This window comes from Bacteroidales bacterium, assembly GCA_022647615.1.
In the GTDB taxonomy this organism is placed as follows: Bacteria; Bacteroidota; Bacteroidia; order Bacteroidales; family UBA932; genus Egerieousia.
Window position 1 is genome coordinate 1,180,459 of record JALCKZ010000001.1, and the last position, 12,953, is coordinate 1,193,411.

The 12,953-nt window shown below is 38.3% G+C and carries 16 protein-coding genes and 1 pseudogene; 15 read left to right on the forward strand and 2 right to left on the reverse strand.

The window, feature by feature from the left end; all coding sequences use genetic code 11:
- The first annotated feature begins 447 nt into the window (after positions 1–447).
- From LKM37_05080 to LKM37_05135, 12 genes and pseudogenes are all read left to right on the forward strand, one after another.
- Positions 448–570 (forward strand): annotated as a pseudogene (locus LKM37_05080) (DUF1848 domain-containing protein).
- A gap of 144 nt (positions 571–714) precedes the next feature.
- Entirely contained in the window at positions 715–1,296 is a 582-nt protein-coding gene (locus LKM37_05085; protein MCI1720374.1) for a DEAD/DEAH box helicase, read from the forward strand.
- On the forward strand, positions 1,230–2,765 hold the full coding sequence (locus tag LKM37_05090; protein MCI1720375.1) for a hypothetical protein: 1,536 nt from the start codon (positions 1,230–1,232) through the stop codon (positions 2,763–2,765). The genes LKM37_05085 and LKM37_05090 overlap by 67 nt, the downstream gene beginning before the upstream one ends.
- 21 nt (positions 2,766–2,786) lie before the next feature.
- Positions 2,787–3,638, forward strand: coding sequence for a DNA-processing protein DprA (locus LKM37_05095; protein ID MCI1720376.1), 852 nt, complete (start codon positions 2,787–2,789; stop codon positions 3,636–3,638).
- Between the two features lie 22 nt (positions 3,639–3,660).
- On the forward strand, positions 3,661–3,924 hold the full coding sequence (locus LKM37_05100) for a hypothetical protein (protein ID MCI1720377.1): 264 nt from the start codon (positions 3,661–3,663) through the stop codon (positions 3,922–3,924).
- A 440-nt stretch (positions 3,925–4,364) separates the two neighbouring features.
- A complete protein-coding gene (locus tag LKM37_05105) occupies positions 4,365–4,982 on the forward strand; it encodes a hypothetical protein (GenBank protein ID MCI1720378.1) in 618 nt (205 codons plus the stop codon).
- An 11-nt stretch (positions 4,983–4,993) separates the two neighbouring features.
- Positions 4,994–5,209, forward strand: coding sequence for a hypothetical protein (locus LKM37_05110; GenBank protein ID MCI1720379.1), 216 nt, complete (start codon positions 4,994–4,996; stop codon positions 5,207–5,209).
- A 2-nt stretch (positions 5,210–5,211) separates the two neighbouring features.
- The gene (locus tag LKM37_05115; protein ID MCI1720380.1) at positions 5,212–5,577 is read left to right on the forward strand and encodes a hypothetical protein; all 366 of its coding nucleotides are present in this window, start codon (positions 5,212–5,214) and stop codon (positions 5,575–5,577) included.
- 78 nt (positions 5,578–5,655) lie between these two features.
- Positions 5,656–5,835 carry a hypothetical protein gene (locus LKM37_05120; protein ID MCI1720381.1) on the forward strand — a complete coding sequence of 60 codons (180 nt, stop codon included), beginning with the start codon at positions 5,656–5,658 and terminating at the stop codon, positions 5,833–5,835.
- A gap of 261 nt (positions 5,836–6,096) precedes the next feature.
- Entirely contained in the window at positions 6,097–6,474 is a 378-nt protein-coding gene (locus tag LKM37_05125; GenBank protein MCI1720382.1) for a hypothetical protein, read from the forward strand.
- Between the two features lie 12 nt (positions 6,475–6,486).
- Positions 6,487–6,687, forward strand: coding sequence for a hypothetical protein (locus LKM37_05130; protein MCI1720383.1), 201 nt, complete (start codon positions 6,487–6,489; stop codon positions 6,685–6,687).
- Positions 6,688–6,774: 87 nt separating this feature from the next.
- Positions 6,775–6,993 (forward strand): hypothetical protein, encoded by a 219-nt coding sequence (locus LKM37_05135; GenBank protein ID MCI1720384.1) that lies wholly within the window; start codon positions 6,775–6,777, stop codon positions 6,991–6,993.
- A 321-nt stretch (positions 6,994–7,314) separates the two neighbouring features.
- Here LKM37_05135 and LKM37_05140 read toward each other — a convergent pair whose 3' ends face one another.
- The gene (locus LKM37_05140; protein ID MCI1720385.1) at positions 7,315–7,782 is read right to left on the reverse strand and encodes a DNA-binding protein; all 468 of its coding nucleotides are present in this window, start codon (positions 7,780–7,782) and stop codon (positions 7,315–7,317) included.
- Between the two features lie 207 nt (positions 7,783–7,989).
- On the opposite strand from LKM37_05140, the gene LKM37_05145 reads away from it, so the two are divergent.
- The 3 genes from LKM37_05145 (at position 7,990) to LKM37_05155 (ending at position 12,130) form a co-directional block, all read left to right on the forward strand.
- Complete coding sequence (locus LKM37_05145) at positions 7,990–9,279, forward strand: ATP-binding protein (protein MCI1720386.1); 1,290 nt, start codon at positions 7,990–7,992, stop codon at positions 9,277–9,279.
- 205 nt (positions 9,280–9,484) lie between these two features.
- On the forward strand, positions 9,485–10,822 hold the full coding sequence (locus tag LKM37_05150) for a hypothetical protein (protein ID MCI1720387.1): 1,338 nt from the start codon (positions 9,485–9,487) through the stop codon (positions 10,820–10,822).
- 66 nt (positions 10,823–10,888) lie between these two features.
- A complete protein-coding gene (locus LKM37_05155; GenBank protein MCI1720388.1) occupies positions 10,889–12,130 on the forward strand; it encodes a class I SAM-dependent methyltransferase in 1,242 nt (413 codons plus the stop codon).
- A 59-nt stretch (positions 12,131–12,189) separates the two neighbouring features.
- Here LKM37_05155 and LKM37_05160 read toward each other — a convergent pair whose 3' ends face one another.
- On the reverse strand, positions 12,190–12,669 hold the full coding sequence (locus tag LKM37_05160; protein ID MCI1720389.1) for a pyridoxamine 5'-phosphate oxidase family protein: 480 nt from the start codon (positions 12,667–12,669) through the stop codon (positions 12,190–12,192).
- Between the last annotated feature and the right edge of the window lie 284 nt (positions 12,670–12,953).

Sequence of the window (12,953 nt, forward strand, 5' to 3'; positions counted from 1 at the left end):
TAAAAAAGTCAGCGAACATAGATTACGCCATCGCAGATTGAATTTTGCTAACAAAAATAGCTCTAGATAGAGCGGATCTTCATGCTGGGAAGTTTTTTCCTGAGGCAAAGATAGCTGCGATTAATAAATGTTTGAACGATTTTCAATGTGCTAGATATCGATACCATTGATATAGCCAATTTGTTAGTGTCGGTCCGTGTTGGGGAGCAGCGAATACACGTTTAACGGAATTTACAAAATTGTTTTAATGTACATGTAATGCCATTCTTCACTATCAAGGTTACGGTTTCAGAACTAGGCAAAATAGGAACATGTGCGTGTGGTGATATTTTCTGCACATATCTCAATGAAAATTAGGCTTTAAGAGTATAACAATTTAAATCTTGTAAATAGCTATTTATAGGAAAAGACGATCAATTTGCTTAACTTAGAAGTGTCAAACTTACAATGCAGTTAGTTAAATCTTCAATATTACTAGATAATGGTCAGACAGTGGAGGCGCTGCTTTCACCTGTTATTGTATCTGCCAGCAGATGTACTGATATTCCTGCATTTTATTCAGATTGGTTTTTGGTCAAAAAATCTAAAGGACAGCGTGCATTTTGCGGTTACATCGCTAGCAAAGAAATGGCATTAGCTAACTATCTACGAATAAAAGCAACTGACCAATTGTTTGATAATATCATTGGTAAATAAATTGAAAAAATAGAAACCATGGAAATTTCTCGCCAGCAAGCTGAATCCACTCTTTTAAAGATATTTGGAATAGAGCATTTTTATGATGAGCAATGGAAAGCAATAAATGCAATTCTTCAAGGTAAGAGAATTCTAATGATTGCAAGGACCGGATTTGGCAAGTCCTTGTGTTATCAGTATCCTGCAGTTTTATTTGATGGTGTTACTGTTGTCTTCTCCCCTTTGATCGCCTTAATGAGAGACCAGGTAAAATCGCTCTCAACCTTGCATATAAGCGCTAGGTGTATAAATTGTGAGGAATCTTTGGATGATAATAAAAAGTCAATAGAAGATGCAATAGATGGAAAGGTGAAAATTCTATATATTGCACCAGAGCGTCAGGAAAATGATATTTGGCAAGAAGCAGTAAGACATATTAAACTATCGATGGTTGTTGTTGATGAGGACCTCATACGATATCACAGTGGGGACATGATTTTAGACCAGCATTCAGGAGAATTAAAAACCTTGTTAGAAATTATCTTCCTGCCGATATGCCAGTCCTTGCTACTACGGCAACTGCTACAGAAAGGGTACAGAAGGATATTGAGGAACAGTTAGGTTCTAGTTTAACCACAATTAGATGTAACCTTATCAGAAAAAATTTCAGACTATTTGTAATTGAAACAAGTTCAGAAGATGAAAAGATGTTATGGCTTAAACACAACCTTAATAAACTTGATGGCACAGGCATTATATATGCTGGAACACGTGTCCAAACGTGTATCTATGCTCGTTGGCTAAGTCGAGAAAAGATTAATGCAATCGATTATAATGCCGGGCTTGATGCAATTACAAGAAAAGAGATAGAGCAAGGTTTTATGGAGAATAAATGGAAGTGCCTAGTTTCCACTAATGCTCTTGGAATGGGAATTGATAAGCCTGATATCAGATTTGTTATCCATCTGCAAATACCAGCTTCTCCCATCCATTATTATCAGGAAATTGGTCGTGCGGGTCGTGATGGGAAACCAACCGTCGTTATATTGTTTTTTAATTCGAATAAAAATGAAGATGGTATAATGGAGGATTATTTGCTCCCGAAATCGTTCATAGACAATGCTCGTCCTTCTGAAAATAAATATAAGGCATTCATTGATGCAGTGAAAAATGAGCAATTAGGTGAGAAGGGATTGATGATGAGAACCAATTTGAAACAATCTGCTATAAGGGTTATAAAAGAGGATTTGATTGAGCAAGGTATTATCAAAGAAGTTTTATTGAGAACAGGAAAAAAATATGAATACCAGTATAATGCTCCAAATTTAGATCTTACCAAATATGAGATGCTAAAAGAGGCAAAGTGTGCAGATTTGCAGCAAATGGTGAACTACATTTATACAAAGGAACCTAGAATGAAGTTCTTATGCAATTACTTGGGTGACAACGATGCTGCAGATTATGCTAATACATGTGATAATACTGGATTAAAAAAAATGTTTGTTAATGCAAACAAAGAAGATTTAGAGGATATTAAAGAATTTAACGAGTCATTCTTCCCTGAGTTGCCATTAGTAAATTATACTAAAATGATAGCTGGTGTGGCTGCCTCGTATTATGGGGTGTCTAGTGTTGGAAGAATAATTCACAGGTGTAAATATGAAAATGGTGGAGATTTTCCGCAGTCTCTTGTATCCCAGTCTCTTAGGGCATATTATCATGCATTTAAAAATTTTAAGTTTGATATGATTCTGTATGTTCCGGCAACAATTTCTGGTGACTTGGTCAAACATTTTGCTCATTCAATGGGCGGAATTCTTAAAATACGCGTTTCTGATGGTTTGATAAAAACGCGTGTTACACAACCTCAAAAGATATATCAACAACATTATGGTAAATCTGCAAATATTAAAGGTGCGTTTGATTATAAGCTATCTGACGAGATTAGAGGAAAAGTAATACTGTTGATTGATGATGTTTATGATAGTGGGGCTACTATTAAAGAGATAAGTAAAAGGCTTTCTGAGTTAGGTGTCGCAGGAATATGTATCTTGGTAATTGCAAAAACAGTAGGTGGTGATAATATTTAGGTATAATATATAATGATGAATATGGAAAGTACAGAGTATTCATATTGGATGGCATTGGCGCACATGGATGGAATGTATACAGCTAATAAAATGGATCTCCTAATTAAGTGTTTTAAATCGCAATGCTCATTATCAGATTTTTTTATGAGTTCTGATGATATTAAGACTCGTGATTTTCTAATGAATGCAGATGAAATAGAGCGCATTAATTTGGCAAAAAAACAGGTCCCTAATTATGCATTTATGGTGGAAAGTTTGTTAGAACAGGGGTATCAATTGACAACTATTTGGGAAGAAGAATATCCAAGACACCTTAAGCAAACTATGGTAAAAAACAGTCCTTTAGTACTTTATACTAAAGGGGATAGAAAATTATTACAGGAAGATATTGTTGCTATTGTCGGATCTCGAAAAGCAAGCGCAATCTCATTACAATTTACAGATAATGTTGCGAAAAAATGCGTTTCTGCAAAAAAAGTTGTGGTTAGCGGTTATGCAAAAGGCATTGATAGACAGGCTTTAGAGTCAACTCTTGCAGCAAATGGGAAAAGTATAGTGGTTTTACCTCAGGGTATAACTACTTTTAGCAGTGGTTATAATCATTTATATAAAGAGATAATTGCTGGTGATGTGCTAGTACTTAGCTATTTTCACCCTAAAGCGGGATGGGATGTAGGTTTAGCTATGGCAAGAAATGCAGTCGTGTATGGTTTAGCAAATGATATATTTGTTGCTGAGTCGGATGATAAAGGCGGTACATGGAGCGGGGTAATAAGCGGTCTGAAAATGCAACAAAAAAAACTCTGGCATAATTTCTATTTATGTTCGTGTCCCAATCGTAACAGAAAAAAATGCGAACAACGAACTTATTAGCATGGGCGCTCGACCTGTTGATATGGAAGGGCAAATTGAGGAATGCAATAATGCAATTGACAATATGGAATTAATTCAAACAAAAATATTGCATCTATTACAATCTAGGACAATGAGCCCAGAAGAGGTCGTTAATGCTCTAAAATTAAAGTGGGATAAAAAGAGAGCTAAGGCTTTTTTGGATTCTCTTTCCGCTGAAGGTGTTGTAAAAGTAAAAAAAGGAAGGTGTAATTGCTACACAATAAAAACAAAAAGTGATGACCTTTTTGGGGGCACTTTATTTTAGAATAACATTTATATCATTATTATAAAAACTCAGGTGACATAATAATGCTAGGAAATATAAAAAATCTGAATCAATCCTATGTATAAGATTTAGCATTAGAAGCTAAAGAATTTTGTTACTTCAAATTATCTGTCGAGATTATAAATCACTTGAAATCAAAAACATTCAGCCCTAGTTTGGAATCTTTTATGCGCGGTAGGGTGAGGGAGTAGTTGGTAATAATGAATTCTCAGGCGCCGTTGAGTGTGGCTTTTAGCAGGAGGCCGGCAATGTAGGTGTAGTCTTCAAGGCCAAAGGTTGCGTGAAGGTGCAGGTGTACGGTTTGTCTGTTACCATGGTGTGTGATTTTTACAAAAGAAGAACTTTTGCAAGCCTTGCAAATCTCTGAGGCGGGGTGATTCATAGTGTATTTTTGTAATATAATTTTACAAAGATATACTATGAAAAAACTGATAATCTGTTCTATCTTAGCAATTTGCGCTGTCGTAATTTCATGCGGCAATAATGCGCAGTCTTATAATAATGATGCAAGTGCGGATTCTACTGCGGTGATAATGCCGGAAGCTGTTGATACAACTATCGTGACTACAAGCGGTTACCAAACATTTTCAGAGGCTGGATTCGAAATAAAATGTCCGGCAAAATTGGAGATTAATTATCATCTTATTGCGAGTGCAAGAAATGCTGGTAGTGACCCGCTTGCGTACATTGGAGTGACGGATAAAGAAGATCCTGATAAAGGCTGTATTTATAATATAAACATCACTGATTGTAATGAATCTGACGGGTATAGGCAGGCAAATAAAAGTGTGAGAAAAAAGTTTGAGCAGGGTACTCTTGATGAATACGCTTCTAAGCTTAAAGAAGATGGGATTAAATATGATTATGTGACTTTTTGTGGGGAAAGGGCTCTTTTATATTCATTTGAACCGATGGAACTTCCCACAAAAGCCGTTTTCTTTTATAGGGATGGGCACGGCTATCTTTTACAAGTAGCTACGCGACAAGATTTGGGAAACAAGTTTAAATCTTTTATGCAATCGTTTGAATTTCTTTAGAATTTAATACTATGAAAAAACTGATAATCTATTCTATTTTAGCTGTTTGCACTGTTGCACTTTCTTGTGGCAATTATAATTTCGGTAATCAACAAAATGATAAAGTTGACAATTCCAAGTTGAGTTATCAGACCTTTAAAGATGCCGGGTTTAGGGTTAAGTGTCCTGCTGCGTTGAGCGTTAATAAAAAATTCTTGGAGATGGCTCATGGCAGAATGGTGATGTAAATATGGCATTCTCTTATGTTGGTGCTACAAATAAGAATGATGCTGAAAAAGCTTGCATATATCACATTAGTATTTCTGACTGGACAAAGGATAGTGAGTACAAGGCACTTAGTCACGCGGAGCAGCAACAACTTGATAAGGAGGATCTTGACGGTTATGCTGAAGATCTTGCAAAAGGTGGTGTTGCACATGATTTCACAACTTTCTGCGGGGCAAGGGCTGTTGAATATACAACCAAACAGGATGGTGTTCCAATGGTTGCAATTTTCTTTTATAAGAACGGTAAAGCATATCAGCTTCAAGTCAGTTCACGTCACAATCTGCTGAATAAGTATGAGTCTCTTGTTCAATCGTTTGAGTTGCTGTAAAAATTTAAAAATGTGTTGCACTTAAAATGATGCAATTCGTATATGTTCTTGATAATCAAATTAAAGTAATATAATATAATGTTTGCAAATACATGGAATAATGTTGTCACCTGGTTTAAGGATAGGTCTGAAAGGGCAAAGCTGATTAGTAGTTTTAATGATGCCGCAAGGCGCTCTTTTATAACCGGTGATTCTCCTACTTTATTGAAAGCCAAAATATCCAAGAGGAGAACCATCATACAAGCACCATTTTTCTAAATTGTTTAGCGGATTTAGGATTGTGGCTTTTTCAGGTCGGCAATTGGATAGAGGTGAAATACAAGCAATAGGTGATACAATTTTATCTGATGATACGCTAGTAAGAAGATTGGTTGTGCTGGGATGGGATACACTTGAGGTCAGGGGATAAGGGCTATTATGGTTTGCGGTGGCAGCTGAAGGAATATATGTTGCTGGGCAACTAAATGCTGCTCTCTATTTTTCAGATAACTTATAATTCTATTAAAACGCTTATTTACAATGATTAAGATACTTTTTAAAAATGTGTGGTTCTGGATTGCGATAGCAGAATTCATAGCTATCGTGATGATAATAATAATTCTTTTTTCCTCCCGACAGTCTAAACCTTCTAAAAAACAGATGATTAGAGATAAAGTGATGAAAGAGGGAGATGTGGATTTTGGACAAACTATAAAGACAGCATTTGATGTTAAGAAGGCGCAGGCACTTTATGACGTGCTAAAAAAGAGATGCCATCCTGATATCTTCTCTCCTGATGCTGAGAAGGTTGCCATTGCTGATGATTTGTTCCAGGAGATTACAAAGAATAAGAATAATTATAAGAAACTGCTGGAACTTAAGGAGATAGCTAAAGAAAAACTAAATATTAACTTTTAAAAAATTTAAATTATGGATGCTGGTGCTTTGATTGCACAACTTATTGGGTGGATTATTATTTGTTCACTAGTTGCGCTTATTGGAAAAAACAGAAAGATTGGCTACGGTATGAGTCTGATAGCCTGTATGTTTCTTTCCCCAATTATTGGGTTGATTATTATCCTTTGTTCTAAAAAGAAGGATGAGGCTAATTACATTGACGCAAATAAATAATTATCAATCAATGGCTGTTAAAGATTCCGCTATTGTCGGCTTTATTAGTTATCTGATTTATTTAATTGATTTAAAATCTATTTTGATATGAAAACTTGTGGATATATTGCTATTGTTGTTGGTTGCTTAGAGTTTATCGTTTTTATCTGTGAACTTATTGCTTCCGGGCAAGGTGAGGTTCCTGGATATGCTTTTACTCAGTCATTAACAGGAACTTTTGTGTTCCTTGGTGTTGGATTGTTGCTGCTGCATTTGGCTAAGAGGAAGGAAAAAGAAAAGCAGCAGTTCCATGATTGGAACAAATAATAACACAGCCCGCTTTGCGTGCTGTGAAGCAATGCGCCACAAAGCAGCGCATTGCATAGTGGTTTAACGCGCTGTCGCGCGAGGAGACACGCTCCCTACGGTCGCGGGCAAAAAAAATAACAGGCATTTTGTGCCTGTTATTTTTTTGCCTTGAGTTACCATCGCTTTCCGTGACTTGCCTTGCGTTTTCATAGCCTATAAAAACTTTAATTGCTTGATAATGACGACTATGCAACGTTGCGCTGCACCAAAACAAGCACAACGTAAGCTTGCAACATGCAGACGATGTGATGATTAACATTTTTAAAGGCTATGGAACCCTCAAAAATCAAAAACATTCAGCCCTATTTTGGAATCTTTTACGCGCGGTAGGGTGAGGGAGTAGTTGGTGACAATGAATTCTCCGGCGCCGTTGAGGGTGGCTTTTAGCAGGTGGCCGGCAATGGCGGTGTAGTCTTCACGGCCAAAGGTGGCGTGAAGGTGCAGATAGACATCACCATTCATTAGGGAGATGTTGCCGGTGAGGTTTGCTATCTCCATTTGCTCATCAAAAGTTTTGTCTACGTATTGTTTTGTAGAAGGGTTGAAGAAGCGGAGCGTGGCGCTTTTAACTGCCCCAATGCCAATGATTTGTCCGCCTTTGATTTTTTTGTCTTTGCAGAATTGCGTTAGGACGTTTACAATTTCTTCATGATTTTTGATGCTGACTGCATATCTTTTTGTCTCGTTCATTCCGTATAAGTAGAAAGGTGAGAGATTTTTGCAGGTGTATGGTTTGTCTGTTAGCATTGTGTATGATTTTTACAAAGATAAGAATTTGTGTTTCTTAGTGTTGGAGTGTTGCCGCTGCATCCTGCCCAGTGATGTGGATAAAAGCGTGCTATATCAGCATTTATATCCGGATAAAAGTGCGATAACACATTATTTTTATCCGGATAAAAGTGTGGATAACGATGAAAAGTTATATCTTTGCGTTAATTATTAACACTTTATGCTATGAAAAGAGATAAAATGCAAGATTTGATAGCCTGGAAAGGGAACAAAAACAGGAAACCTCTTATTGTGCGCGGTGCCAGACAAGTTGGGAAGACATGGATTGTAAAAGAGTTTGGTCGCACTCAGTATCAGAACATGGCATACGTGAATTTTGAGAATGCTCCTGAGCTTGCAAATCTGTTTAAACAAGATTTAAATCCTAAAAGGATAATTTCCGCCTTGAGTACGTATCTGGGAATTAACATTAATTCTAATAATACTCTTATCTTTTTTGACGAGATTCAATCCGTTGAAGGAGGCCTTGCATCATTAAAATATTTTTGTGAAGATGCCCCTGAATATCACGTTATTGCTGCTGGTTCTCTCTTAGGCATAGCGTTGCACTCAGGTACATCATTCCCTGTCGGGAAGGTAGATTTTATTGATATTAAGCCGCTTACATTTTTTGAATTTTTAAATGCGGTTGGACAAGAGAGTTACGTAAGTGCAATATTGAGTAGAGATTGGGAGACTGTTTCAATTTTACATAGTCGTTTATGTGACTTGCTGAAAGTGTATTTTTTTGTTGGTGGAATGCCGGAAGCCGTTCAAACTTATGTAGATACAAAGGATCTTTCAAAAGTGGAGCATGTCCATCAAAATATTTTGTACTCATATCAGGCAGATTTTTCAAAGCATGCACCATTTGAAATTATTCCACGGCTTAACTTGGTTTGGAACAGTATTCCTGCACAACTTGGAAAAGAAAATAAAAAATTTGTTTACGGAATTATTCGCCAAGGTGCTCGCGCAAAAGATTATGAAATGGCAATTTATTGGCTTTTAGATTGCGGTCTTCTTTCAAAATGCTGTAGAGTTTCAAAGCCTTCAATTCCTCTAAAGGCTTATGAAAATTTTTCCGTTTTTAAATTGTTTTTGGTTGATATCGGACTGCTGTCAACGCTCTCTCATTTGGATAGTAAAATTATGATTGATGGTGATTCCGTTTTTACGGAGTTTAAAGGCGCAATGACGGAACAATTTGTTATGCAAGAACTTATGGTTGCTCATCACGACAGCACTTATTATTGGACCAATGAAAAAAGTACAGCTGAAATTGATTTTCTCGTTCAAGGCAATGCAGATGTTTTCCCAATAGAGGCAAAGGCTGGCATTAACGTGCACGCAAAAAGTTTCAAAATGTTTTGTGAAAAATATAAAGTAAAAAATGCATATAGATTCTCTCTGCTGCAGTACAAAGAACAAGATTGGATGACTAACGTTCCTTTGTATGCTGCTGGAATAATTTAATGTGTAGCAATGGGAAAAGTCCGGGAGGGGTTGAAGAATCTGAGCGTTGCTTTTCTCTCTGCTGAGGACTTGCTGTTTTGTCATTTTTATCACGTTTAACTAAATTTGCGCAGTTTATTTTGTAAATATTTAAAATTCATTCATTTCCTTGGTTTATGGCAGTGGGAAGACAAACTGCAGTATACGGAGAATAAAAAGGCATAAAATGATTTATCGCGACAGAAAATTTTTCAGATTTATTCTGGATGAGCGCCATAGCTTTGCCGGCAATTTGCGTGGTTTGGCAGGTGTGTCTAATATTTTAATCTTGCTCTTATTCTTGTGCGCGGCTGTTTCATGCAGCAAGAGCAGCAAGGATGAAGGCTGCAGTCTCCCTTTAGAATATACTTATTTTGAGCAAGTTACCGCGCAGCGCACTATTACAAAGCAGCAGTTTGCGGACATGATTGCGCCGTATGTTAAGAATTACGGTATTTCTTCCAGTACTGTTTCCGGTTATTTGAATGATGTGCACGTTGCTGCAATTACCTATAAGACAAAGGGTGTGGATGGCAAGGAGGTTACGGCTTCCGGAGTTGTTGCGTATCCTGCTGGGACAAAAAGTTATGATCATTTGGTGAGCATTCAGCACGGAACTTTGGATATTGATGAAGCTCCTTCTACTCAGAATTTTGAGTATGAGCTTGCTCCGGTGCTTATGGGACATGTGGTGGTTATGGCTGATTATCTGGGATATGGGGCAAGCAAGACTGCTGATTTGCAGCATCCTTATTTGCATATTAAGTCTACCGGGATTGTTTGCGCGGATATGATTGAGGCAGCAAGGGAATACTTAAAATCTGTCGGGATAAAAGAGAATTCTACTGATTTGCAATTGATTGGATATTCGCAGGGAGGTACTTCTACGGTTGCCCTTTTGATGGAGCTGGAGAGCAGAGGAGTAGGGGCGAGAGTCAAAGCGGCGCATGCCGGCGGCGGCGTGTACGATATGGAAGCAACTTGGCAATACTTTATGTCTCAGGCTGGTACGTCGTATGCTCACATGGGGTATATTCCTTTTTTAATCAGAGGAATTTGCTACGGGGAGCAGCTGACCTTGGATGATTCTAAAGTTTATGCTCAGCGAATGATTTCACAAGGGCTTGTTAATATCTTTTCTACCAAGCAGTTATCTGAATGGCACTCATTGCTTGGCACTGATATTACAAAAGTTTTGAATGCAGATGCTTTTGCTTATCCGACGTTCAACGGCAACACAGAATTTTTAAAACTATATCAGGCATTCAAGAAAAATTCTCTAATCAACTACCCCGTATCACAAACTGCTTTTTATGTATATCACACTAGAACAGATGATTACGTTCCTTATATAAATGCAACTTCCGCCGTTTCACATTGGCCAACCGCACACTATGTTGAGCTGACTTCTACCGGTCATTTCAATGGCGGCGTGGAGTTTTATTTGAGATACATGGGTTTGTGGAATCTGATTTCCAATGACTCTCCCGCTTTTGCAGCAAAGATGAAGGAGCCGATTAATTAAATTGCAATAAGTCAAGACGTTTTTCAAAATCCAGCCTGCGTTTATTTTTATAAATTTGTACCCGTTATGAAAATCTCTGATAATCTTAAGAAAGCATACGGGCATGATGTAAAGATGAGGGCAATTGATGCGCAGCGCAAAGCGGCGGAAATTGCCTATGGGCCTGTCACGTTTGAAGTTGCACATATTATGTTGAAGCGCGGCATTTTTGACATGCTCGCAAAAGCTTCCAGCGGTGCGGCAGCTGATTCTAAAAAATCTTCTGAATGTGCTGTCTCGGCAAGTGAGAAAGTTTCTTCCGCTGCTGCGTTAAAGATTCATAAAGGATTAACCCTTAGTGAGATATGCGCAAAGACAGGTTTTAGCAGGTATGCTGCAAAGGTGCTGATGGAGTCTGCCCTAACAACGGGAACAGTCTATCGGGATGACAAAAAATATTTCCTCTCCAAGATTGGTTGGTTTCTGCTGAATGAAGAGCGCAACAAGATTGACATTGCGTTTAATCACGACGTTAATTATGAGGGGTGGTTTAATTTGGAGAAGGCGCTTGATGAGGGGAAACCTGCTGGCTTAAAGCATTTTGGAAGCTGGCCTACAATTTATGAGGGACTGTCCAAGCTCCCGACAGATGTTCAAAAGAGCTGGTTTGATTTTGATCATTATTATTCTGATAATTCTTTTGATGAGGCGCTGGATATTATTTTTGACGGCAGTGTAAATACCGGTGGTTCAGCATCTTGCGATAATAAATCTTTTACTGGTAAGAGACAGGTTGCTAAAAAACTTTTGGATGTTGGAGGCAACACGGGGCTTTTTGCATTGCAGTGCGTGAAGAAGAATCCCGCTGTGAATGTGACTGTTGTAGACCTTCCGCAACAGCTGGAGATGATGAAGAAAAATATTCGCGGCAAAAAAGGAGCGGAAAGAATTGACGGCTTTGGCGGAAATCTTTTGGACAAATCATTTAAACTCCCTGTAGGCTACGATGTTATATGGATGAGCCAATTCCTGGATTGTTTTTCAGAGGCGCAGGTGATTTCTATTCTTAAACGTGCGGCGGCTGCAATGAGCAAGAAAACAAGGCTTTACATAATGGAAACTATTTGGGACAGGCAGCAGTTTGAAACAACAGCGTTCTGCCTGACGCAGATAAGTCTCTATTTTACAGCGCTTGCCAACGGCAACAGCAAAATGTTCAACGCAGAGGATTTAACTCGTTTGATTGAAACGGCGGGACTAAAAATTGAAAAAGAGGTGGACGGAATCGGACCGGGCAAGCATTCCATCGTAATCTGCAAAAAGGCCTAAAATATTGATATATAGAACACTAGATTGACCTCTTGCCGCAGTATAATTTGTGCATGTCTTTAGATAGACCTCTTGCCGCAAACTTTTGTGATATCCATGCGGAAAACGCAAGTGTGAGGCGCCATCTTCTGCTCATAAGGAACACTTTGAGGAAGGACATCCGGACAATATTTTTCCAGTATCAGACGAAGTGCTTTATGCACCTCTTCCTCAGGTAAATCCATTTGAATAGTTCCCTCTACAATCACATCATCAAATGCCATTGTAAATCTTCTCTGCACTCTCTCTGTCTTGCCTACAACGGTGAAAGACACCTTGTTGCATGCGCGCATCAATTCATACTTGCGTCCCTTTGGAGCGCCGTGAAAGTATATTTTATCCTCTCCGTCCCATGCGTAATTCATCCCAACACCATAAGCACCAGTATCTTCCGCGCGCATAGATAGCACGCCGTATTCACCTTCTGTAAGTATTTTTCTGGCATCTGCCTCCGGCATAGCCTTCTCTTGTCTTCTTAAACCTGTAGTATCGTATTTCATATAATGCAAAGTTACAAAAACAAAGACTATGTGAAAACTCAGTGCGTGTTAACTATGAGCCATGTTGGGAAGCGTACAATTAGTTTTGTCTATAAAATTATGGCGTTGGTGATGAATTTGCGGCAAAACGTGGCTTTTAAGCAGTGGGGAGCATTTTTTGGCAGAAGCTTTGCAAAAGATACAAGTGAAATTTGCTCGTCCCTTAGGTAAGGACCGGCGTCAAAAATTTCATAGGTTTAATAAGTTGTTTTGTTTTGAAAAGAGCCGCCCCGCAATACGGGGCG